At 66.3% G+C, this 22403-nt stretch carries 18 protein-coding genes; 11 read left to right on the top strand and 7 right to left on the bottom strand.

Going from position 1 to position 22403, the window contains the following annotated elements:
* Nucleotides 1-28 precede the first annotated feature (28 nt).
* Nucleotides 29-601 carry a type 1 glutamine amidotransferase family protein gene (locus AC3WK8_RS04390; protein ID WP_103324516.1) on the top strand — a complete coding sequence of 191 codons (573 nt, stop codon included), beginning with the start codon at nucleotides 29-31 and terminating at the stop codon, nucleotides 599-601.
* On the opposite strand, the gene AC3WK8_RS04385 is transcribed toward AC3WK8_RS04390, so the two are convergent.
* From AC3WK8_RS04385 to AC3WK8_RS04375, 3 genes are all read right to left on the bottom strand, one after another.
* Nucleotides 598-993, bottom strand: a complete 396-nt coding sequence (locus AC3WK8_RS04385) for a DUF8617 domain-containing protein (protein ID WP_103324515.1) — start codon at nucleotides 991-993, stop codon at nucleotides 598-600. The two genes, AC3WK8_RS04390 and AC3WK8_RS04385, sit on opposite strands and share 4 nt — an antisense overlap.
* A 69-nt stretch (nucleotides 994-1062) precedes the next feature.
* Nucleotides 1063-1896 carry a hypothetical protein gene (locus AC3WK8_RS04380; RefSeq protein WP_146043249.1) on the bottom strand — a complete coding sequence of 278 codons (834 nt, stop codon included), beginning with the start codon at nucleotides 1894-1896 and terminating at the stop codon, nucleotides 1063-1065.
* Between the two features lie 121 nt (nucleotides 1897-2017).
* Nucleotides 2018-2410, bottom strand: coding sequence for a hypothetical protein (locus AC3WK8_RS04375; protein ID WP_103324513.1), 393 nt, complete (start codon nucleotides 2408-2410; stop codon nucleotides 2018-2020).
* 177 nt (nucleotides 2411-2587) lie between these two features.
* On the opposite strand from AC3WK8_RS04375, the gene AC3WK8_RS04370 reads away from it, so the two are divergent.
* The 6 genes from AC3WK8_RS04370 to AC3WK8_RS04345 all read left to right on the top strand — a co-directional run bounded on the left by AC3WK8_RS04370 (nucleotide 2588) and on the right by AC3WK8_RS04345 (nucleotide 12141).
* Complete coding sequence (locus AC3WK8_RS04370) at nucleotides 2588-3136, top strand: P-loop NTPase family protein (protein WP_103324512.1); 549 nt, start codon at nucleotides 2588-2590, stop codon at nucleotides 3134-3136.
* Between the two features lie 578 nt (nucleotides 3137-3714).
* Entirely contained in the window at nucleotides 3715-4866 is a 1152-nt protein-coding gene (gene wecB / locus AC3WK8_RS04365) for a non-hydrolyzing UDP-N-acetylglucosamine 2-epimerase (protein ID WP_103324511.1), read from the top strand.
* Nucleotides 4863-7040: a cyclic di-3',5'-guanylate-activated glycosyltransferase NfrB gene (gene nfrB, locus AC3WK8_RS04360; RefSeq protein ID WP_103324510.1), complete on the top strand. Its 2178-nt coding sequence runs from the start codon at nucleotides 4863-4865 to the stop codon at nucleotides 7038-7040. Before wecB ends, nfrB begins: the two co-directional genes overlap by 4 nt.
* On the top strand, nucleotides 7037-10195 hold the full coding sequence (locus AC3WK8_RS04355; RefSeq protein WP_103324509.1) for an NfrA family protein: 3159 nt from the start codon (nucleotides 7037-7039) through the stop codon (nucleotides 10193-10195). Before nfrB ends, AC3WK8_RS04355 begins: the two co-directional genes overlap by 4 nt.
* Entirely contained in the window at nucleotides 10195-11040 is an 846-nt protein-coding gene (locus AC3WK8_RS04350; RefSeq protein ID WP_103324508.1) for a DUF4434 family protein, read from the top strand. Before AC3WK8_RS04355 ends, AC3WK8_RS04350 begins: the two co-directional genes overlap by 1 nt.
* An 18-nt stretch (nucleotides 11041-11058) precedes the next feature.
* Entirely contained in the window at nucleotides 11059-12141 is a 1083-nt protein-coding gene (locus tag AC3WK8_RS04345) for a GGDEF domain-containing protein (RefSeq protein WP_103324507.1), read from the top strand.
* Nucleotides 12142-12195: 54 nt separating this feature from the next.
* Here AC3WK8_RS04345 and AC3WK8_RS04340 read toward each other — a convergent pair whose 3' ends face one another.
* The gene (locus AC3WK8_RS04340) at nucleotides 12196-13779 is read right to left on the bottom strand and encodes a TerC family protein (RefSeq protein WP_103324506.1); all 1584 of its coding nucleotides are present in this window, start codon (nucleotides 13777-13779) and stop codon (nucleotides 12196-12198) included.
* Between the two features lie 495 nt (nucleotides 13780-14274).
* Entirely contained in the window at nucleotides 14275-15150 is an 876-nt protein-coding gene (locus AC3WK8_RS04335) for a LysR family transcriptional regulator (protein ID WP_022644397.1), read from the bottom strand.
* 103 nt (nucleotides 15151-15253) lie between these two features.
* Here AC3WK8_RS04335 and AC3WK8_RS04330 point away from each other — a divergent pair, with 103 nt between their 5' ends.
* The 4 genes from AC3WK8_RS04330 (at nucleotide 15254) to AC3WK8_RS04315 (ending at nucleotide 19061) form a co-directional block, all read left to right on the top strand.
* On the top strand, nucleotides 15254-15751 hold the full coding sequence (locus AC3WK8_RS04330) for a GlcG/HbpS family heme-binding protein (protein ID WP_103324505.1): 498 nt from the start codon (nucleotides 15254-15256) through the stop codon (nucleotides 15749-15751).
* Complete coding sequence (locus tag AC3WK8_RS04325; RefSeq protein WP_103324504.1) at nucleotides 15748-17289, top strand: MFS transporter; 1542 nt, start codon at nucleotides 15748-15750, stop codon at nucleotides 17287-17289. The genes AC3WK8_RS04330 and AC3WK8_RS04325 overlap by 4 nt, the downstream gene beginning before the upstream one ends.
* Nucleotides 17290-17425: 136 nt before the next feature.
* Nucleotides 17426-17989, top strand: a complete 564-nt coding sequence (locus tag AC3WK8_RS04320; RefSeq protein ID WP_103324503.1) for a GrpB family protein — start codon at nucleotides 17426-17428, stop codon at nucleotides 17987-17989.
* Nucleotides 17990-18008: 19 nt separating this feature from the next.
* Nucleotides 18009-19061: an NAD(P)/FAD-dependent oxidoreductase gene (locus AC3WK8_RS04315; protein WP_103324502.1), complete on the top strand. Its 1053-nt coding sequence runs from the start codon at nucleotides 18009-18011 to the stop codon at nucleotides 19059-19061.
* A 30-nt stretch (nucleotides 19062-19091) separates the two neighbouring features.
* Here AC3WK8_RS04315 and fauA read toward each other — a convergent pair whose 3' ends face one another.
* A complete protein-coding gene (gene fauA, locus AC3WK8_RS04310) occupies nucleotides 19092-21299 on the bottom strand; it encodes a TonB-dependent alcaligin siderophore receptor FauA (protein WP_103324501.1) in 2208 nt (735 codons plus the stop codon).
* Between the two features lie 141 nt (nucleotides 21300-21440).
* The gene (locus tag AC3WK8_RS04305) at nucleotides 21441-22391 is read right to left on the bottom strand and encodes a helix-turn-helix transcriptional regulator (protein ID WP_103324500.1); all 951 of its coding nucleotides are present in this window, start codon (nucleotides 22389-22391) and stop codon (nucleotides 21441-21443) included.
* Between the last annotated feature and the right edge of the window lie 12 nt (nucleotides 22392-22403).

Raw genomic sequence — 22403 nt, 5'->3', positions numbered from 1 at the left:
TCGCCATTGCCTATCGCAAGGATTGCCCATGCCCCGCGCCATCACCCTGCTCACCGAAGACTTCGCCGACTGGGAAACCTCCCTGATCAACGCCACTGCCCGGGCCTACTACGGTTTCGACTGCCGCTACGCCAGCCCCGGCGGCACGCTCGTCACATCCATGGGCGGCTTGCGAGTGACGCCCGACCTGGCACTGGAGGACATCGACCTGGAGCAACTCGACCTCTTGATGATCTGCGGCGGAGCCTTCTGGCAGAGCGGCCAGCCCCTGGAGATCGGCGCCCTGCTGCGCGACGCCCAGGCACGCGGCATCGTGCTCGCAGGAATCTGCGACGGCACCCGGGTCCTGGCCCAGGCCGGGGTTCTCGATCGCCTGCAGCACACCTCGAATTCGGCGGCCAACCTGCTCTCGGTGAACTACGACGGCGCCGCGCATTACCAGGATGTAGCCCACGCCGTGGCCGACCAGCGCGTGATCACCGCGCCGGGCAGCGCCCCGGTGAGCTTCATGGAACAGATCCTGCGTACCTTGGGTATCGACGATCAGAACCTGCAGGACTACATCGCCCTGCACGCTGCGCAACACCGCCGGCAAGGCTAGTCGGCCAGCGGGTTATCCACCGCCAGCACCGCTTCGTAGTGCCCGCTGTCAGGCGCGAAGGAGACAAAGTCCTCGAGGCCGGGCTTTTGCAACCACAACCGCCCGCAGCGGCTGCACTCGTAGGCCGTGGAAGTACAGGCCAGGTAGACGCTGGACAAGCGATCCTCGAAATACTCGGTGGGCCGGGGCCGCCAAGGGCCCTTGGCGTACTCCCGGTCCAGCAGTTCGTCGACCTTGCCGGCGCTGGCGGCGACCAGCAGGTCGTTGGCCAACTGCGCCGCCCCGGTGAAGAACTCCTGCTCCTGCCCATTGGGCAAGATCGCCGCCTTGTAAGGCAGGTCGTCAGTTTGGTCGACGATGACATGTCCGCAGCGGCAGGCCAGTTTGCTCACAGGGGTTAACCTCGATGTGGGTTGCACAAAAGATCGAGGGCATCGCTGCTGCGCTACCCTCCCGGGCGGTTACGGCAGCGGCGCCGCTCCGGAGTCTTGCCCCTGGCCTGGTCGATACGAGTCAACCTTCCATGGGGAGTATTCCAACTCCACCCGAAACTGCTCCTGCGTGGGCCGCAATACCAGGAAAACCGACATTCGCTGCGGGTCCAGGGTCATGCAGCGCGCCTCCAGGCGTTGTCGCAGGCCAGGGTCCTGCCTGAAATCTTCCTCTCGCCCATCAATGGCCACCAGCTCGACCTGGCAATCGACCACTTGCCCCTGCTCATTGGCTCGGGCGCGAATACGGGCGGTACCGATGCTGTCCAGGGATTCCTGGGCGAACAGCCGATGCCAGAGGTACTGCTCTTGCAGCGCGTACCCGCGGACCGTTGCGCGAATCTTCTGCTCCTCCATCGGCCGCGACTTGGGCTGCGGGAAGACCACCGGCAGCACTACTTGCAGATTGTCCCCGGGAACACTGGCGAACAGCTGCGCCCCGGCCCTGGGAAATACCATGTTCCAGCAGATGCTCTCCAGCAACGGTGCAAGCCTGCGGTTGTCGGGGAAACGCTGCAGGGGATAGTCGGGCAATGCCTCGGCGGAACAACCGACTACCGCGTTGCGACGATCGATCACCGCATGCAGGGCCAGGCCGCCGACCCAGTCATCGACGTTGTAGCGGTTCACGCCCTGGTTCAACACCCGCTCGAAGCCCGAAACAAAGCCGGCCATCTGTTTAGCGGCCTGCTGCTCGGGAGTGGGCGCCGAGGTACCTTGGCAACCGGCGCCAAGCAGCAGGCCAGCCAGCAGCAAGCCCCCTGCGACAAGCCGCGGCAGGCATTCAAAAGATCGGTAGTGCACGGTTCGCTCCATGGGCCTGCCCAGGCCCCAGGCCCGCAGCAGGTCGAATCATCCAGGGGCCGGGAGCATATAGGCTGGCGCGAAGACACACAAAAGCTTGTTGCGCCCCGGCGACTCCGCCTCAGGGACGGCTGCCCTTGACCCCCAGCACCTGCTCCAGGTGCCGGGCCTCGGCGTCCGACAGCGGCGGTGCGGGAAGCGCTGCGCCCTGCTGCTCGGATGCCCGTCGCGCCGACACCGCAGGCTTGATCCTGGTCACCCGGTTACGATTCGAGCTGCTCGCAGGATACAGCGCCTCATCCAGGCACTTATCGCGCATGCCCTGGCTGGACAAGCCCTGGCAGCCCTTGCCATTGGACAATGCACGAGCACCGCAGGTGGCCTTGCTGTCCGGGTCTTGCAGGTCGATGCAGCTCAAGGAACCGAAGCCATGCCCCAATACAGAGGCCGCATCCTCCCCATGGGCAATACCGGCGCACAGCAGCAATGGAGCAAAAAACAGTAAGACGCGCATATGACAGGAGCCTCCCTGGCGGCCGGACGCTCCAACGGAGCCTGCGGCCTGGCTGAGTAAAAGCCCCGTTCTAGCAGGCGAAGATGAACATTTTCCGTTCCCTGGACACAAATAGCGGCCCAACGGCCTGCGCGATGGCATGCTGTCGCCCCTTGCCTGGCTCTGGAGGAGCAGCCCTTGAATCAACGCATCTACCTGATCGGCGCCTCGGGAGCCGGCGTCAGCACCCTGGGTACTGCCCTGGCCCGGCACCTGGGCTTGCCCCATGTCGATGTCGACGATCACTACTGGCAACCCAGCAACCCGCCCTTCGTGCAAGCCTGGCCCCCGGAGCGACGTGTGCAGAACCTGAGCCGCGCGCTGGGGCGCGAGCCCTGGGTGGTATCCGGGTCGATGGATGGCTGGGGCGATGCCCTCATCGCCCAGGCGGACTGGGTGCTGTACATCGACACGCCGACGCCGCTGCGCCTGGAACGCATCCGTGCCCGGGAACGCCAGCGCTTCGGCCCGCGTATCTTGCCCGGCGGCGACATGCATGCCCGGCACCTGGCCTTCCTCGAATGGGCGGCAGCCTACGACAACGGCACCCGGGAAGGGCGCAACCGCCCACGACACCAGGCCTGGCTGGCACGGCTCGAGCGGCCCCAGGGGCATATCGACGGTTCGGTATCGGTACCACAGATGCTGGAGCAAGCCCGGGCGATCATGGCCAGGAGCACTTGCTGATTGCCGTCACGGACCAGGGCATCGGCCCTGGATGACTGAAGCGCCCACCGATCGGCGAGCGCCAGAATTGGATACGCCACAAGGGCGTCTCAATGGAACAGGGAAGACGCCGCCCAAGCGAAGCACGTCAAGACCAACGCCATTCCCATTACATACACCGCCAACGCACGACCCACGGAACCACCCCACGCAACAGACTCTTGACTTGCAGCCGCTCGACGAACGACCAATAGCGCGCATTCTAGCAGCGAGCGCCGTCATATTGACACGCAACCCATCGCCGTTTTCAGCCATCCCGATAAATGGCAATCAGCGTCATTTTTATGACGGAAATGTAATGGAAGATTGACTCTCAGCCCTGGAATCGGGGACTTGCCGACACATCCTTTTGCATTTTCCGAACGATTTATCCCAGGCCGGCGGAACTTCGATTTCGTCCCACTGCCAGACACCCTCTTTTCTTCTGCAACCTCGCCCTTGAGCGCTCCCCAGGGTTGCGCCCCCTGGTTGGACAAGAGTGGTTCCCACTGCTTTCATTCAGGGTCAGGCCCGGTTGCATTACTACCCAGGAGGGGTCAATGCCTTTCAAAGTCATGATGGTTTTCGGAACACGCCCAGAGGCAATCAAGATGGCGCCCCTGGCGCGAGTCCTGCGTCAATGGCCAGGAATCGAACTGCACATCTGCTCCACCGGACAGCACCGGGAGATGCTCAAGCAGGTGCTCGATTCGTTCGAGCTGGAAGTCGACGAAGACCTGCAGGTCATGACCCAGGGCCAGTCCCTGAATGGTCTCTCGCAGCAATTGCTGATCAACCTCGACGCCACTTACCAACGCCTGCGCCCGGACATGGTGCTGGTGCATGGCGACACCACCACCAGTTTCATCGCCGCCCTGGCCGCGTTCAACCGCCAGCTCCCCATCGGCCACGTCGAGGCCGGCCTGCGTACCGGCAACCTCAGGGCCCCCTGGCCCGAAGAGGCCAACCGCCGCCTCACCGGGGTGATCGCCGACCTGCATTTCGCCCCCACCGCCAAGTGCGAGGCCAACCTGCTGCGCGAAGGCGTGCCGGAAGCCAACATCGAGATCACCGGCAACACCGTGATCGACGCCCTGCTGTGGATGCGCAGCCACCAGGAAGAACTGCACTGGCGACCGAGCGCCCATTCACCGCTGGCGATCCTCGATGACAGCCGGCGCATGGTATTGATCACCGGCCACCGCCGGGAAAACTTCGGCGATGGGTTCCAGCAGATCTGCGAAGCTTTGGCCGAATTGGGACAGCGCTACCCGGACGTCCAGTTCGTGTACCCGGTCCATCTCAATCCCCAGGTGCAGAACGCCGTATACGGCCTGCTGTCGGACAAGCCCAACATCTACCTGATCCCGCCCCAGGACTATCAGCATTTTGTCTGGCTGATGGGACGTTCGTACTTCATTCTCAGCGACTCCGGCGGTATCCAGGAGGAGGCCCCGGCCATCGGCAAGCCGTTGCTGGTGCTGCGCGAGGTCACCGAACGCCCCGCGGTGCTCGAAGGCGGCACCGTGCTTTTGGTGGGCACCGACCGTGAGCGCATCGTGCGCCACGCCAGCGAACTGCTGGACGATCAACAGGTGTACGCACGCATGAGCCGGGTCCACAGCCCCTATGGCGATGGCCACGCCAGCGAACACATCGCCCGCCGCTTGAGCGCCTGGCTGGAGGCTCAAGCCGCGGGTGGCCCTGCATGAACCTGGAGCTGATCGATTTTTTCATCTACATCCTCTATGGCCTGAAGTACCTGGCCATCACCCTGGCCCTGCTGATGTTCCTGCTGGGCCTGGATGACCTGTTCATCGACCTGGTGTACTGGACCCGCAAGCTGATCCGGCGCTGGCGCATCTACGAGAAGTTCCAGCCGGCAGACGAGCAACGGCTGTTCGAGGCAGCGGAAAAACCCCTGGCGATCATGGTCCCGGCCTGGAACGAGGTCGGCGTGGTGGGCGAGATGGCGCGCCTGGCCGCCTCCACCATCGACTACCAGAACTACCAGATCTTCGTCGGCACCTACCCCAACGACGCCGAGACCCAGGCCGACGTCGACGCGGTGTGCCAGCACTACCCCAATGTGCACAAGGTGGTCTGCGCGCGCCCCGGCCCCACCAGCAAGGCCGACTGCCTGAACAACATCATCGACGCCATCCTGCGCTTCGAGAGCGAAGCGAAGATCGAGTTCGCCGGGTTCATCCTGCATGACGCCGAAGACGTGATCTCGCCGATGGAGTTGCGCCTGTACAACTACCTGCTGCCCAACAAGGACCTGATCCAGATTCCGGTCTATCCCTACGCGCCGCAATGGCAGGGCTTCACCGCCGGCCACTACGTCGACGAGTTCGCCGAGAACCACGGCAAGGACGTGATCGTGCGCGAGGCCCTGACCGGCCAGGTGCCCAGCGCCGGGGTCGGCACCTGCTTCAGCCGCCGGGCCATCAGCGCCCTGCTGGAAGACGGCGACGGCATCGCCTTCGACGTGCAGAGCCTGACCGAGGACTACGACATCGGCTTTCGCCTGAAGCAAAAGGGCATGAAGTGCATCTTCGCCCGCTACTCGGTGAACGATCCGAAGCTGGCCCTGGATTATGAGTGGGCCCCGGGGATGAACCGCCAGTTCGCCCAGGTGATCTGCGTGCGCGAGCATTTCCCCCGGGACTGGCAGCACGCCGTCCGGCAGAAGTCGCGCTGGATCGTCGGCATCGTGTTCCAGGGCACCACCAACCTGGGCTGGAGCAGCAAGAACCTGCTCAACTACTTCCTCTGGCGCGATCGCCGCGGGCTGATCGCCTACCTGCTGAGTTTCCTGGTGAACCTGCTGCTCCTGGTCCTGCTGGGCATGTGGCTGATCACCGTGCTGTCCCCGGACGCCTGGCACTTCCAGTCGATCCTCACCGACAGCCCGCTACTGGCGGCGCTGCTCTGGCTCAACGGCCTGATGCTGGCCAACCGCCTGTTCCAGCGGGCCTGGTTCGTCACCCGTTTCTATGGCCTGGGCCAGGGCCTGCTCTCGGCTCCACGCATGATGTGGAGCAACTTCGTCAATTTCTTCGCCAACCTGCGGGCACTGCGCCAGGTCTTGCAGATGGGCGACTCGCGACGGGTCGCCTGGGACAAGACCACCCATGAATTCCCGGCCCTGGCCAAGGCCCAGCGCACGCCCCTGGGCCATCGCCTGGTGGAAAAGGGCCTGCTCAGCGAAGCACAGCTCGAAGCCGTCCTCACCAGCCCGCTGCACCGGCGGCTGGGGCGCGAACTGCTGGTGCGCGGCTACATCGACAGCATCCAGCTGGTACAGGAGCTGGCCGCGCAGTTCGAGCTGGAGTGGGCACCGCTCAACCCGTTCAAGCTCGATCCCCAACTGATCGCCAGCGTGCCCCGGCGCATCGCCGTGCAGTACGGCGTGCTGCCGGTCATGGACGAGGATGGCACGCTGGTCCTGGCCTCCGAGGATCCGGTCAGCCAAGTCTCGCTGGGGGCCATCAGCCGCCAGCTCAAGCGCCCGGTCAAATGCCGCCTGGCGCCCCAGGGCCGAGTGACCCTGGGTATCCGCCACTGGTACCCGGGCAAGCACCAGGGCGAGGAAACCCGGCGCATGCTGGCCACCCTGGAACGGCACCAGGATGACGAGGCGCTGCTCGAACGGGTCAGCCATCACCAGGTGCAGATCGGCCGCCTGCTGCAGGCACACGGCCTGGTCCCGGCGAGCTTGTTCAACCAGGCCATGATCGACTACGACGCCGACCGCGGCTCCCTGGGCGAGCACCTGGTCGAACGCGGCATGATCACCGCCCAGGTGCTGCAACAGGCCCTGGCCGACCAGGCCGAGGAACAACAGGCGGCCTACAGCATCGTGGCGCAGGTGACCCCATGAACAAGCACGCTCCATGGCTGCTGGGCAGCCTGCTGCTGGGCCTGTCCGGCACGGTCCTGGCCCAGGAACTGACCGAGTTCGAGCGTTTTCGCAGCTATCCCTACCTCGACCGTGGCTACCGCGAAGCACAGAAGGGCAACTGGAAGGAAGTCGAGCGCCTGACCCGGCACCTGCTGCAGCGCGTACCCAGGAACCAGGAAGCCCAGGGCCTGCTGGCCCAGTCCCTGGCCAAGCAGCGGCGCTACAAGGATGCGGTGCAAGCCATGGCCAACGCCCCCCAGGACAGCGAGGCGCTACTGGACCTGCACCTGACCTGGATCGACCAGGACCCGCCCGCCCCGGAGCAAGTGCAGCGCTGGCTCGACAGCGCTCCCCCGGCCCAGCGCACCCAGTTGTGGCAGGCCTATAGCCTGAGCCTGGCCACCTCCGGCGGTCCCCGGCGCGCCTACGACTGGCTGGCGCAGCTGCCGGCCAAGGGCGACGACACCGAACTGCGCCAGGCCCGGGCCAACTGGTCCGAGCAGTTGAGCAACACCGGCGACACCATCGCCCAGCTGGAACCGCTCGCCGCCAGCAGGCAACTGGACGCCGAAGGCTGGCAACGCCTGGCCAACGCCTACATGCAGCATCTGGACGAAGCCAAGCTGGAACAACTGCTCGAGCAGGCGCCCAGCCCCCAAGCGGCGCATCAGGTGCACCGGGCGATGATCCAGCGGGCCATCGCCCTGGGCCGCAACAACCAGGCCCAACGCTGGATCCTGCGCCTGTCGCCGGCCGAGCAGGCCGACCCGGCGATCCGCCTGCAGCACTGGGAACTGGCTCGCGAGGAGAACGACAGCGACACCGTGCGCCGCCTCAGCGACGAACTGCGCCGCCCCTGCCTGGAGACCGTCGAATGGCTCTCGCGGCACGACCCGGACGCGGCCCTCAAGCAACTGCGCCAGTGCTCGCCCCAGGATGATCCCCAAGCCTGGCTGGTGCTGGCCCAGCGCCTGCAGGCCAGCGACCTGCTGCAAAACCAGAGCCTGCCCGAACCCTGGGATACGGCCCGGCGCGAGCGGCTGATCGAGGTCTGGCAGGAACAGGGCCAGGGCGCCCGGGCGTTGCAATGGCTGCGCCAGCAACCGCAGACGCTGCCGGTGCTGAAAAAGCGCGCCGAACTGCTCCAGGCCCAGGGCCGCAACCGCGAGGCCGCCGAGTTGTGGGAGCGCCAGTACCGCCAGGGCGGCAACCTCACTGCCCTGGACCAGGCCACCTACCTGGCCCTGGCCGCTGGACGCCAGCCCCATGCCCAGGCCCTGCTGGAGCAAGCGTACGACCGCCACGCGGGCGCCCTGCCCGCCCCGCTGCTGCAGCGCCTGGCCGGGCTCTATGCCGCCACGCCGCAGTTGAACCCGCTGCAATTGCAGCGCATGACAGGGCTGATCAAGCGGGCCGACCCCGCCACCCGCAGCCAGCTATTGGCCCAACTGGCCGAAAACGGGCGCTGCGATGTGGTACGGCAGAGCATTGGCCAGCAACCCCGGAATGCGGGCGAGTACCGCGCACTGGGGCGCTGCGCCATGCCCGGGCAACCCGGCGCCGCCGTGGCCTGGTACCAGGCCGCCGAACGCCTGGGCGATCGTGGCAGCCGCCTGCCCCTGGCCTATGCCCTGGAGGCCGCTGGCGACTCCGCCGCAGCCCTGGCCGCCTGGCGCAGCATCCCGGATGCGCAATTGAGCGATAACGCCCGGCTCACCGCCAGCCGCAGCGCCTTAAACGTCGGCGACAACCACAGCGCCGAACGCTACTGGCAGCAAAGCAGCAGCCGTGGTGCCAATGAATGGGCACTGGGCGCGGCGATCGCCGAGCAACGCGGCGACTACCCGACAGCCCTGCAACGCCAGCGCCAGGCACTGGCCCAGTCACCCGACGCCGGGCACTACTACGCGGCCTCGATTACTGCGCAAAAGGCCGGCGAGCCGGAACAAAGCACCCAGTGGCTGGCCGAGGCCGTGCGCCGGCAACCGGACAACCCGCGCTTTGCTGCCGACTACGGCATGCGCCTGGCCGCCACCGACACCCCGGAGCAACGGCGCCTGGCCATTCCCCACCTGCAACGGGCCACCGGTGATTTCCCCGAGGATTATCGCCTGGGCGAAACCCTGGCCTGGCGTTACGCCGAAGTCGAAGACAGCGCCGCCGCCCGTAAGGAGCTGCGCCGGGTGATCGACCTGGAGCAGAACCCGGTGGCCGGCGACGACGAGAACGGCAGCCTGGAAGCGCGTCGCTATCGCCAGCGCCGCGCCCACGAGGCCCTGGCCCGGCGCGATAGCGTGACCATCGCCAGCACCTGGTCGCCAGGCGGGGTATCGACCAACAACAATCTGCTGCCGGACAACAGCGTCAAGGGCAGCCGGCGCCACCCTCAGTCGCAGAACGTGCAGATGGCCCTGTGGGACCATGCCCTGGGCGAGGAACCGAGCCGCAACGGCAGCAGCCTGTCGGTCTACGGCCGCACCTTGCTGGGTGGCCAGGGGCGCTCGTCCTATGGCGAGTCGGCCGCGGCCGGGGTCGGCTTGCGCTACAAGCCCTGGGGCAACGCCAACGTCAACTTCTATGGCGAGATCTACAAGCAGAGCCAGTTCGACGACCGCGACAACCACGGCCTGAGCCTGGGCCAGATGCTCGACCCCGGGCGGCTGCTGGACCAGCTCAACGACCATCGCAAGCGTGGCCACACCAGTACCGACTACCTGCTGCGGGCCACCGCCTCGGTCCTCGACCAGGGCCGCTACCGCAACGACTGGCGCATCGACGAAAGCGACTGGGACGAACGTTTCCTCTACCTGGATGCGGCCTGGTGGACCAAGGCCGGCGACCACCAATGGCTGTCGCGCTACCAGCAGGGCCATGCCTGGAAGCTGCCGGTGGGCAGCCCGCAGACCATCATGCCCTACGGTTTTCTCGAGTTCGCCGCCCAGGATCCGAGCAACGACTGGCGCCAGGACCTGCGCACCGGGCTCGGCCTGCGCTGGCAATACTGGTTCGACGACGACCAATACAACGCCTACCGCTCGCGCCTGACCGTGCGCACCGAGTACCAGCAATCCCTCGGCGGCAATCTGTATGAAGGCGGCAATGGCATCCTGGTGGGCGTGGAGCTGAATTTCTGATGAAACGACTGATGTACATCACCCTGCTGTGGCTGGGCCTGGGCCTGCACGCCCAGGGCGAGGAACGGCTGTTCTACCAGCCCTTGAACAGCGATGCGGCCCTGGGCCGCGAACAATGGCGCAAGATCTGGCAGGACAGCGCCCGCAACGGCGTAAAGACCCTGATCGTGCAATGGACCGCCTACGGCGACTCGCACTTCGGCGACGCCCATGGCTGGCTCGCCGACAGCCTGCGCCAGGCCCGCGAGCAGGGCCTGCAACTGGTGCTGGGGCTGTACATGGACCCAGCCTACTACCAGCGCATCCAGCAACTGGACAGCGCCGGCCTGGAAACCTACTGGCAGGCCCAACTAGGCACTTCCCTGGCGCGCCAGCGCAAGCTGCGCGAGGACTGGCAACTGCCGGTCAGCGGCTGGTACCTGCCCATGGAACTGGATGACCTGCATTTTCTCGATGCCCAGCGGCGGATCACCCTGCAACGCCAGCTCAAGGACTTCGCCCGCCAGCTCGACGCGCCACTGCACCTGAGCGCCTTCAGCGCCGGACACCTGGCACCGCAGGTGAATGGCGCCTGGCTCGGCGAACTGGCCAGCGCCGGCCTGCAGGTCTGGTGGCAAGATGGCGCCGGCACCGCACGCCTGGCCCCCATGGTGCGCGACAGCTATGCCAGCGCCCTGCCCTGTGGGGTCGGCATCGTCCGCGAGGCCTTCCGCCAGACCAGCGGCGAAGGCCAGCCGTTTCGCGCGGAACCTGCGACTCCCGATGCGCGACCGGCCGGCTGCCATGCCAGCGCGGTGTTCTCCCTGCGCTACCGCCCCTGGGGCCAGGCCTTGCGCACTCCTTAGCTCACTCAAGGGCCGGCGATGTTCAGGACCATTGAAGAACAGGTACTCAGCCAGGCCGCCCCGGCGGCCTTGAAGAACGAATTCGCCCAGTACGACTTCGAACGCCTGCACAGCTTCTGCATCCTGACCTACATCGCCAGCCTGAGCATCTGGCTGATCTTCGACCTGATCGTCAGCTTTCCCGGCCAGCAGGGCTTCACCTTCCTTTCGCTGGTATTCCTGACATTGCTGGTGATCGACACCATCATCCTGGGCTTCACCCACAAAGCCCGGCACTTCCAATGGGTCAACCTGCTGTTCGTGCTGGTCATCGCCCTGGCGGTGCGCCTGGTGATCGAGGGCCTGCCCATGGAGCTGCACCCGGTCTGGCTGATCCTCGGCGCCTCGAGCATTCTCTACAGCGCCTCGGTGATGCCGTTGCGGCGCTGGTCGTTCTTCGTCGCGGTGCTGATCACCTGGAGCGTGCTCAACCCTTACTGGATGACCCGCACCTCGATCACCGAACTCAAGGGCCTGATCGTCCTGGCCTACTCGCTGTTCCTCACCGCACTGACCCTGTACAGCTTCATCACCTTGCGCCAGGCCCGGCTGTACAACTACATCATGGCCAAGCGCTTGCTGGAGCAGGCCTATGTCGACGCCCTGACCGAGATTCCCAACCGCCGCTCGTTCATGGCTCGCGCCGACCAGCGCCTCAAGGTCCGGCCCCGGGAACCCGAGCATTACCTGGCGATGATCGACATCGACAATTTCAAGAAGATCAACGACCGCTACGGGCATGACAGCGGCGACGAGGTACTCAAGCGTGTCGCCGCCGATATCCAGTCGGTGATGGTGGATTTCGACTATGCGCGCCTGGGCGGCGAGGAGTTCGCCGTCTACCTGCCGGGGGTACGGCGCGAAGCCGTGGAACTGCTGGCCGCACGCTTGTGCCAGCAGGTGCGCGAGCAGTCGGCGGGGCCGCCAGTGACCATCAGCATCGGCCTGGCCCGGGTCGAGGACGACGACAGCCTGAACCAGGTGCTGGTCAAGGCCGACCAGGCCCTGTACCAGTCCAAGCACAGCGGCAAGGACCGCTATACCCTTCACGACGACTTGTGAGTCTTGGCCAGGCACCGATCTGCATTGGCGGGCAGCGGCGGCAGCTTGCCCGGCTCAAGCCTCGGAGTCGCTATCGTCAGCCCGTTCCCCAGCCAGCAGCAAGACCCGGGTCACCCGCCGTTCCTCGACCGTCATCACCTGGAGGCTCCAGCCTTGCCACTCCAGGCAATCGCCCTTGACCGGCAAGCGGTCCAGCAGGCTCATGACCAGCCCGGCCAGGGTCTGGTAGTCCTCGGTCGGCTCGGCGGCGAAGCCGGTGCGCTGGCGGATCTGCGCCAGGTTCAAGGCACCGCTGACCAGGAACCCGCCCTGCTCCTCGACGATGTCCGGACCTTCGATTTCGCTGGCGTCAGGCAACTCGCCGGCGATGGACTCGAGGATGTCGGTCATGCTCAGGACGCCGACGAAATCGCCGAATTCGTTGATCACGAAGGCGATGTGGGTCGAGGCCTTGCGCATCTGCTCCAGGGCATTGAGGATCGTGAAGCTGTCCAGCAGGTTGATCGTGGTCCGCGCCAGGTGCGCAAGGTTCGGCTGGTTGCCGGCCAGGTACTCCTTGAGCAGTTCCTTCTTGTGCACGAAGCCCAGGGGCTCCTCCACCGCACCGTCGCGAATCAGCGGCAGGCGTGAGTAGGACGAATGCATCAGTTTCTCGCGGATGCTTTCGGCATCGTCGGCCAGGTCGATGTAGTCGACGTCGGCACGTACCGTCATCAGGCTGCGGATCGGGCGTTCGGCCAGTTGCAGCACGCCGCTGATCATCACCCGCTCGCGGCGGTCGAACAGCTCGTTGGGCGCCGTCTCGTCGCCTTCCACCAGGTCGGCGATATCCTCGCCCACCTCCTCCGCTGCCAGCTTGCGCCCGCCCAGCAGGCGCATCACCGCGTGGGCCGTACGCTCGCGCATCGGCCGCAGGCCCTGCATGGACTTCTTGCGCCGGGCCCGGGCGATCTGGTTGAACAGTTCGATCAGGATCGAGAAACCGATGGCCGCGTACAGGTAGCCCTTGGGAATGTGGAAGCCCAGGCCTTCGGCGGTCAGGCTGAAGCCGATCATCATCAAGAAGCCCAGGCACAGCATGATCACCGTCGGGTGGCTGTTGACGAAGCGGGTCAGCGGCTTGCTGGCTACGATCATCACGCCGATGGACACCACCACCGCGATCATCATCACCGCCAGCTCATCGACCATGCCCACGGCGGTGATCACCGCGTCCAGGGAGAACACCGCATCGAGCACCACGATCTGCGCCACGATGGGCCAGAACAGCGCATAACCGGCGTTGCTGGCTCGCTGGCTGACATGGCCCTCAAGGCGCTCGTGCAATTCCATGGTGGCCTTGAACAACAGGAACACACCACCGAACAGCAAGATCAGGTCACGGCCCGAGAAGCTCTTGTCCCATACCTCGAACAACGGCTGGGTCAGGGTCACCATCCAGGAGATGCTCGCCAACAGGCCCAGGCGCATCAGCAGCGCCAACGACAGGCCGATGATCCGCGCCCGATCGCGCTGATGGGGCGGCAGCTTGTCGGCGAGGATGGCGATGAACACCAGGTTGTCGATGCCCAGCACCAGCTCCAGGACGATCAGGGTCAAGAGGCCAAGCCAGGCCGTGGGGTCTGCGATCCATTCCATAACGTAGGTCTCCGGAAAACTCAGGCGGCCAGGCGCGACAAGACGCCAAGGCGCAGGGCCTTGGGGACGGGCTGGCAAAGATGGGGAACGGCGGATGCCGGATAAGCACGGCCACTGCTGTGGCGGCCTGAACGCCTGCGCCTCAGGAGGGCGGGATGACGTGGGAAGTCAGGGGGGAAAGCGAGATGAGAGCGCCGATTGGGAGGCTCCGAGAGCGTGTTCATGCATGTCCTGAGTGAAAAAACGGATTTGGAGATTACAAGGCATGGGCCTCGCAGCCCCAGCGGCAAATCATTACAAGATTTTATCCGCCTCCCAGCGCGCTTGGTGTAGCCACTGCCCCAGGCTGCGCACGGCTCGGTACGAGCCGCCTGAATGGGGTCCGCAATTGGCCTGATACAACGCTGTGGCCGCTACGCGCCCGTGTAGAGCCTCGCAAGCTCGGCAGCGGCTACACGAGGATTTACCGGGACAGAGCGATTGCCGAAGTGGCGGTCAGCGGCGGTATTCGCGGCGCACTTGCTCGATGTAGCGAGTCACCGCCGGGGCCTGCTCGAAACGCCGATGGACCAGCGACAGCCAGGAAGAAGCCGAGCTACCCAGGATAGGTCGGTACAGGACATGGGGCAGGCTCAGGTGGCCCACCACCGACTCCGGCACCACGGCGACACCCTGCCCCAGGGATACCAGGGCCAGCACTGCCACCAGGCCACCGGGCTGTACACCGAGCTTGGGGGCGTAGCCGCCCTCAGCCGCCACCTGCAAGGTGCCGTTGATCTGTTCCGGCAGGATGAAGGTTTCATTGAGCAGGTGCTCGCAGGCGATCTGCGGCAGGCGGCACAGCCAGGACTGCGCCGGCAACGCCAGGACGAAACCCTCGGCCTCCAGGCGGATCGCCTCCACCCCTTCCGGCAAGGTCATGGGCGAACGGATATAGCCGATGTCCAGGCGACCGTCGGCGATCCGCGCCGGCAAGGTGGGCATGGGGCACTCGCGCACATTGAGGCTGACATCCGGGCAGTCGCGGACGAACTCCTGCACCTGCTTTTGCAGCACCCCCGAATACACCGCCGAGGCCACATAGCCCAGCTCGATATGGCCGATCTCGCCGCGGCCGGCGCGCTGGGCGTTGCGCTGGGCCAGCTCGAACTGGCGTACCGTGGCCTCGGCCTCCAGCAGCAAGGTGGCACCGGCCTCGGTCAGGCTGACCTCGCGCTGTTGGCGCAGGAACAGCCGCGTGCCCAGGGCCTGCTCCATGTCCTGGATCTGCCGGCTCAGGGTCGGTGGCGCGATGCCCAGTTGCTCGGCGGCCCGGGTGAAGTTGCGCTGGCGCGCCACCGCCAGGAAATAGCGAAAGTGTCGGATGTCCATAAATACGTTAGCCAAAAGGTAATGAACTTGCCGCCAGAGGCTAACGAACAGCGCCAATGGCCGGGATAAGCTCCCAGGACCTCCACACTAGAGAGCCCATGCCATGCACGTCAAACCCCTGCTTCTGGCCATGATCACCTGCTGCAGCCTGCAAGGAGCGGTAGCGGCAGAAACCCAAGCATCCGTTGCCCACAAGGCAATCCTTACCCTGGACCAAGCCCAGGACTTGCTCGAGGCCGCCCAGGAAACCGCCCGGGCCAAGGGTTGGCCCTGTGCCGTGGTGATAGTCGACGACGGCGGCTGGCCGGTTCTGGGCGCACGCATGGATGGCGCGCCGGTGGTCGCCGGGATCGAACTGGCCCAGGGCAAGGCGCGCACCTCGGCGTTGTTTCGCCGCCCCTCGGGCGATCTGGAAAACGCCATCAACGGCGGGCGCCCGGCGGCCCTCAGTGCCGGCCTGCTGATGATGAAAGGCGCCCAGCCGATCGTGCTCGAGGGCCAGGTGGTGGGCGCCATCGGGGTCAGCGCCGACACCCCGGCCCACGATGATGAAATCGCCCTCGCGGCCCTGGCCAGCCTTGGCCGGCAGAGTGCGCCATGAGCACCTCCGGCAACCCGCGCCTGACCCTGCTGACCGCCTCCGGTGTCTGCTCGCTGATCATCCTGGACACCAACATCGTCGCCGTGGCGCTGCCCAGCATCGCCCGGGACCTGGGCGCCGACTTCGCCGATATCGAATGGGTGGTCAGCGCCTACATGCTGGCCTTCGCCGCCCTGCTGCTCCCGGCCGGCAGCCTGGCCGACCGCTTTGGCCGCAAGCGCACCCTGCTCTGCGGCCTGGGTTTGTTCATCCTCGCCTCCGTGGGCTGCGGCGCCGCGCCCACGGCCCTGCTGCTGGACCTGGCGCGGGCACTCAAGGGAATAGGCGCGGCGCTGCTGCTGACCTCGGCCCTGGCGACCATCGGCCATGTCTTTCACGACGAAACGGAACGCGCCAGGGCCTGGGCCTTCTGGGGCGGCTGCATGGGCTTGGCGATGACCACCGCGCCGACGATCGGCGGCCTGATCACCCAGTACCTGGGCTGGCGCTGGATCTTCTACTTCAACTTGCCGGTGGGCGCCCTGCTGCTCTGGTGCGTCATGCGCCAGGTGCCGGAATCCCGCGATACCCGGGCGGCGCGCCTGGATCCCTGGGGCAGCCTGGTGTTCAGCGCCAGCCTGCTGTGCCTGATCTGGGGCCTGATCGAGGCCAACCGCATCGGCTGGGGCCATCCGGCTACTGTCCTGCGCCTGCTGGCCGGGTTGGCGCTGCTGGGCCTGTTCGTGCTGGTCGAGCGCCTGCAACAAAGGCCCATGGTGGACTTGCAGCTGTTGCGCCATCCACGCTTCATCGGCGCCTTGCTGGGCATGTTCGCCTACGCCGGCTGCGCCCAGGTGATGATGACCCTGCTGCCGTTCTACCTGCAGAACGGCCTGGGCTTCTCGGCCATCGCCTCGGGGCTGGGCATGCTGCCCTTCGCCTTGACCATGCTGGTCTGCCCGCGGATCGGCGCACGCCTGGCCGGGCGCTATCCGCCCGCCACGCTGATGGCCGCCGGGCTGGCCCTGGTGGGCAGCGGCAACCTGCTCAGCGCCTGGGCCGTGCAGGTCGGCGGCTACTCGGCCTTCGCCCTGGCGATCGCGGTGACCGGGGCCGGGGCCGGCCTGCTCAACGGCGACACGCAGAAGAACATCATGGCCTGCGTCCCCCGGGAACGTACCGGCATGGCCTCGGGGCTGAGCACCACCATGCGCTTCAGCGCCATCATGCTGGCCATCGGCGTGTTCGGCGCACTGTTGGGCAACCACACCCGGCAACTGCTGCAAGGCAATTTGCAAGAGGTACCCGGGCCCTGGTTGGCCCAGGCCCCGGAGATCGCCTCGCGGGTGGTGGCCGGCGACATGCAAGGCGCCCTGGCCGGGTTGCCCGAAAGTGCCAGGACCCTGGTCGAGCCCTTGGCCCTGCAGGCGTTCACCGGTGGTTTCGGCCTGGTCCTGGCGGCGGCTGGCGGCCTGGCCCTACTGGGGGCGCTGGTGGTGGGACGACTGATGCGCAGCCCCTTGCCGCAGGCCCGGGGCCTGGCCATGGAAAGCCGCTAGGCAGCGCCCTCCAGGTGCCTGGCCAGCACCTGGAAGGCGCTTGCAATTTCATAACATTGAGCCAATTGCCGGGGCTGCGAACCCACGGTTAAGGTGCGCCCTGCAATCGGCTTCACCGTCAGGAGACACCTTGGCCATGCACCGCGAATCACCTGCTGCTCCCCCTCCGGCCCCGATCAAGGTCGAGCTGCTGCCCCATGACCCGCAGTGGGCCGAACAGGCGCGGCAGATCGCCCAGGCCCTGCAAGCAGTCTTGGGCGATAACCTGTTGCAGGTACACCATATCGGCTCCACCGCGATCCCCGGCATCCTCGCCAAGCCGGTACTCGACCTGCTGCCCACAGTCCGCTCGCTGGCCGAGCTGGACGAACGCCAGGGAGCGCTGGAGGCCCTGGGGTACATCTGGCGCGGCGAGCTGGGCCTGCCCGGACGGCGCTATTGCAGCCTGGATGAACCGGCCAGCGGTCGCCGCCTGGCGCAACTGCACTGTTATGCCCAGGGCTCGCCGGAGATAGAGCGCCACCTGGCGTTTCGCGATCACCTGCGCCGGCACCCGGATATCGCCCAGGCCTACCAGCGGGAAAAACTCCGCTGCCAGGCCCTGCACCCCGACGACTCCCACGCCTACAGCGATTGCAAGGACGCCTGGATCCAGCCGGTACAGGCCCAGGCCCTGATCGAACGCCAGCGCCACCGCTGACCACATCTACGAGGTAGCTATGCAGCAGCATCCACGGGTAATAGTGCTGGGCGCCGGGATCGTCGGCGCCGCCATCGCCTACCACCTGGCCCGCCAGGGCGCCCAGGTGACCGTCCTGGAGCAGGCCACCCCCGGCTCGGGCGTCACGCGCCACTCCTTCGCCTGGATCAACCCCCACGGGGAATACCCCAGCCCCGTGAGGCCCCTGCGCGAACAGGCGCTGACCGAATACCGGCGCCTGGAGCAGGAGCTGCCGGGCCTGCGGATCAACTGGTCCGGCGCGCTGTGCTATTACCAGGCGAACGCCATGCAACCCACCGCAATGCCCTGCGGGTCGACGCGCCAGTGGCTGGATCGCCAGCGGATTGCCCAACTCGAGCCCAACCTGCAGGCCGTACCGGAACGCGCGCAGTTCGCCCCCGGCGAAGGCAGCCTCGACCCGGTGGCCACCACCCTGTGCCTGCTCGAAGGCGCCCGCGCCCATGGCGCGCAAGTGCTGACCCAAGTCTCGGTGCTGGAGCTGCAAGTAGAAGGCCAGCAAGGGATCGGCGTGGCCACCGCCGCCGGGGTCTATCAGGCCGACCACCTGGTACTGGCCACCGGTTGCGGCACCCCGGCCCTGCTGGAATCGCTGGGCATCGAACTGCCCATGCACGCCTCGCCATCGATCCTGCTACGCCTGGACACCCCCCGGGGGCTGGTCAAGACCCTGATTTCCAACGACCAGCTGGAGGTGCGCGAAGCCCCTGACGGCAGCCTGCTGGCAGCCGAGGACCACCTCGATGACGCAACGCCCGAGGCCATCGCCCAGCAAGCACTGGCCAGCATCCGCCAGGCCCTGCGTGGTGCCGAGGCGGTGACCTTGCGCAGCGCCGAAGTAGGCCAGCGGCCGATGCCCGATGACCAGGTGCCGATCATCGGCCCGCTCGCCCAGTACCCCGGGTTGTACCTGGCGGTGATGCACGCCGGGGTGACCCTGGCACCGATCGTCGGGCGCCTGGTCAGCCAGGAGCTTTCGGGTCACCGCTGCGCGGAACTCGAGCCCTGCCGCCCCAGCCGTTTCGGCCTCTGAGCCAGGCCACCAACGGCGCCGGAGCGCAGGTCAGAAGCTGGCCTTGGCACTCAGGCGCAGGCTGCGCGGCTCGCCCCACAAGCCCTGGCTGTAGAAGCCCAGTTGCTCGTAGTAACGCTTGTCGAACAGGTTATCCAGGTTGGCGCTGACCGACAGGTTGTCGTTGACCTGGTAGCGCGCCATCAGGCTGGTCAAGGCGTAGGCGCCCTGGCCCACATCGGTCAGGCCCCGCGGGCTGGGCACCCGGTTGCGCGAGGTGCGGCTGTTCCAGGTGGTGCCGCCGCCCAGGGTCAGACGCTCCAGGGGGCCCCAGAGGCGATAGGTGGTGAACAGCTTGAACTGGGTCCTGGGGAACTCGGTGTTGATCGCCCGGCCATCGCCATTGCGGGCGATGAAGTGGGTATAGCTGGCAGACAGGTTCCAGGCATCGCTGAGCTGGCCACTCAGGTCCAGGTCGAAACCATCGACCCGCGCCCCGGTACCGGCCTTGTAGGCCTGCTCGTTGGGCCGCCCTTGCACGTTCACCCCGGGGATGGCCTCGGCCAGCCCTTCCTGCTGGGTGCGGTAGACCGCCAGCGCGGCATTGAGCCGCCCCTCCAGGTAGGCCGCCTTGAGCCCCACCTCGTAGCTGTCGCCAGTCACCGGATCGAGGATGCTGCCGTTGGCGCCACGGGCGTTCTGCTGGTTGAAGATGCTGGTATAGCTGGCGTAGGCGCTGTAGGTGGAATCGATGTCGTAGATCAGCCCGGCATAGGGCGTGACTTCATTCTTGTAGCGGTACTGGCGCTGGGCGCCGTAGTAGTTCTGGTCGATCCGCCAGTCGCTGATCCGCGCCCCGAGGATCAAGTGCAACGGGTCGGCCAGGGACAGCCGGGTCACCAGGTAGCCACCGGTCTGCCGGATATGGGTGGCATCGCCCGAGGATCGGGTGCGTGACCACGCCGGCTCGGGGATCCGGCCGTTGCGCCAGTCGGTGAAGCTGCCCAGGGCCGGGGTTCTGCCGGCGGGCTGGTACTGGTCGATGTTCAGGTCATCGTCGATGCTCATCCAGCCCAGGCCCAGCTCGTGCCCGCGCCCCAGCAACTGGAACGGCCCGCTGGCCGTCACATGCCAGGTATCGCGGCTGCGTTCGCCGTCGTAGTTGAGGAAATTGACCCGCATCCCCAGGCCGCTGGTGCGGTCCGGAAAACCACCGCGAAACAGCGAGTGCATGTCATAGCCACCCTCGTAACGGCTGTAGGCCGTACGCAGTTTCCAGTCGTTGTCCAGGGTGTGCTCCAGGTCGACGAAGGCCGTGGTGGACTCACTGCCGGTCCGGCTCCAGCGGGTGTTGTTGGCGGTCGAACGGCCGAAGTCGGTGCGCGAGCCATCGCTGTAGAACAACGGAAAACCACTGCCCATGCCCCGCACCCGGTTGCGCTGGTATTCCAGGCTGGTGGTCAGCCGAGTGCTGGGGCTCAGCTCGGCGCTGATCACTCCATAGAGCGTGCGTGAGTCGTTTTCCAGATAGTTCACATAGCTGTCTTTTTCCGAGTAGGCCGCCACCAGCCGCGCCGCCACCCTCCCATCCGCCGCCAGGGGCAGCGACAGATCGAAATCACCGCGCCGCTCCCCCCAGCGTCCGGCGCCGGCCGAGCCGCTGATGGCGAAATCCGCCAGCGGCTTTTTACGCACGAAATTCACCGCTGCCGAAGGGTTGCCGGCGCCGGTCAGCAGCCCCGTGGAACCGCGCACGATTTCCACCCGGTCGTAGATGGCCGAGTCCATGTCGGTGGCACCGAAGTTCCACAGGTTGTTGATGGGCGATGCCAGGCCGTCGAACTGGAAGTTGTCGATGGCGAAACCCCGGGCGGAAAACGCCAGGCGATTGCTGTCGCTGCGGGTATATGAAATCCCCGGGGCGCTGGCCAGTATCTCGGCGGTGGTGGCCAGGCCCTGGTCCTCGATGCGCTGGCGGGTGACGACGCTGACCGATTGCGGGGTATCGCGGATCGACAGCGGCAAGCCGATGGCCGTGGACATGGCGCCGGTGGTGTAGCTGCCGGAGTCCTCGGTGGTCTCGCCCAGTTCCTGCTCGCCCTGCACGTTCAGCGTGGGTAGCACCAATGAAGCGTTCGACCTGGAGCGGCGGTCAGGTTCTTCGGCCGAAGCCGAGAGGGACACCAGCAAGCCACCGAACACGGCGGCGGGCAGGCAATGGGCACGACGCGGGAAAGCGCGGGAGTCTGGGCAATACATAGGAATGGTTGTCCGATGAACACTATTGTCGGATGCGCATTATTCACATCCATATCCCGTCCAGGTTTTGCCAGATGCCGAGGATGTTATGGGCGCTGCCGGGTTCGACACGGATAAGCGCCGCCAAGCCGTCGCGGGCCTTCAACCACAGCTGCCGGGGGCCACGCCGAAGCGCTGGCGAAACGCCGTGGCGAAATTGCTGGCATGGCGATAACCCACGAAATGCGCCGCCTGCTGCACCGACCAGCCTTGTTGCAACTGCGCATGGGCGACCTCCAGGCGCCGCTCGCGCAGGTAGCCGAAGACCGTCTGCCCATAGGCCTGGCGGAACTTGCTGCGCAGCGAACTGCTGCTCATGCAGGCCAACTGCGCCAGCTCACCGAGCGAGTGCTCCTCGCCCGGAGCCTGGTGCAGGCGCTCGCGAACCCGCTCCAGCAATTGCCGATCCCGCGGGCTCAAGCTGCCGGCTTGCTCAGCATCGGCTTCCAGCCCGGCCAGGGCATGGGCCAGCAGTTGCAAGGCCACGCCTTCGCACAACAGGGCCTGCAGGCTGCCATGCCAACGTCCGCCGAGCAGGTCGGCGATGGCCTGGCGCAGGTGCACCGGCAACGGCCCGCAGTGCATTCGTGAACCGTTCCCGCGCAAGGCGTTGTGCAGCAACTGCGCCCATTGCGCGTCAGGCAGATTCTCCGGGGCGTTGAGGGCCAGGTTCAGGCCGCGCAACCGCGTCCCGGCGAAGTGCACGGCCGACATGGGCCGGCCGTCGGCGCACAGGGTCGTGACGCAGTGACCGGCGAGCAACGCCTGGTCCCGGGTGAAACTCAGCGCCGCATGTCCTTCGAGCACCAGCGCCAGGCTCAGGCATGGCATGCGCAGCGAGTCGGCCCGGTAGCTGTGGAACGCCAGCACGTCGGAGCTCACCAGGACCAGGCCGCCAGGCAGGCGATGCTCGGTGATGCGCCCATGCATCAGGCAGGTAGCGTCATCCTCGTTCCCTGCTCCGGGCAGGCTGTAGCGCACGGCATGGCGTTCGCCAAGCTGACGCAAGTCCCGCAGGTAGTAGCGTTGGTCCAGTTGGGGGGGCGGATGCAAGGCCGGCGCTCG

Source organism: Pseudomonas sp. FW507-12TSA, from assembly GCF_058781435.1.
Note: the sequence above shows the minus strand (reverse complement) of the source record. Positions and strands in the feature narration are given on the sequence as shown.

What these genes read in the sequence shown, in the direction of transcription:
- AC3WK8_RS04390 (WP_103324516.1), top strand. Translation starts at nt 29, where the DNA reads ATGCCCCGCGCCATCACCCTGCTCACCGAAGACTTCGCCGACTGGGAA.
- AC3WK8_RS04375 (WP_103324513.1), bottom strand. Translation starts at nt 2,410, where the DNA reads ATGCGCGTCTTACTGTTTTTTGCTCCATTGCTGCTGTGCGCCGGTATT.
- wecB (WP_103324511.1), top strand. Translation starts at nt 3,715, where the DNA reads ATGCCTTTCAAAGTCATGATGGTTTTCGGAACACGCCCAGAGGCAATC.
- nfrB (WP_103324510.1), top strand. Translation starts at nt 4,863, where the DNA reads ATGAACCTGGAGCTGATCGATTTTTTCATCTACATCCTCTATGGCCTG.
- AC3WK8_RS04355 (WP_103324509.1), top strand. Translation starts at nt 7,037, where the DNA reads ATGAACAAGCACGCTCCATGGCTGCTGGGCAGCCTGCTGCTGGGCCTG.
- AC3WK8_RS04350 (WP_103324508.1), top strand. Translation starts at nt 10,195, where the DNA reads ATGAAACGACTGATGTACATCACCCTGCTGTGGCTGGGCCTGGGCCTG.
- AC3WK8_RS04345 (WP_103324507.1), top strand. Translation starts at nt 11,059, where the DNA reads ATGTTCAGGACCATTGAAGAACAGGTACTCAGCCAGGCCGCCCCGGCG.
- AC3WK8_RS04340 (WP_103324506.1), bottom strand. Translation starts at nt 13,779, where the DNA reads ATGGAATGGATCGCAGACCCCACGGCCTGGCTTGGCCTCTTGACCCTG.
- AC3WK8_RS04335 (WP_022644397.1), bottom strand. Translation starts at nt 15,150, where the DNA reads ATGGACATCCGACACTTTCGCTATTTCCTGGCGGTGGCGCGCCAGCGC.
- AC3WK8_RS04330 (WP_103324505.1), top strand. Translation starts at nt 15,254, where the DNA reads ATGCACGTCAAACCCCTGCTTCTGGCCATGATCACCTGCTGCAGCCTG.
- AC3WK8_RS04325 (WP_103324504.1), top strand. Translation starts at nt 15,748, where the DNA reads ATGAGCACCTCCGGCAACCCGCGCCTGACCCTGCTGACCGCCTCCGGT.
- AC3WK8_RS04320 (WP_103324503.1), top strand. Translation starts at nt 17,426, where the DNA reads ATGCACCGCGAATCACCTGCTGCTCCCCCTCCGGCCCCGATCAAGGTC.
- AC3WK8_RS04315 (WP_103324502.1), top strand. Translation starts at nt 18,009, where the DNA reads ATGCAGCAGCATCCACGGGTAATAGTGCTGGGCGCCGGGATCGTCGGC.
- fauA (WP_103324501.1), bottom strand. Translation starts at nt 21,299, where the DNA reads ATGTATTGCCCAGACTCCCGCGCTTTCCCGCGTCGTGCCCATTGCCTG.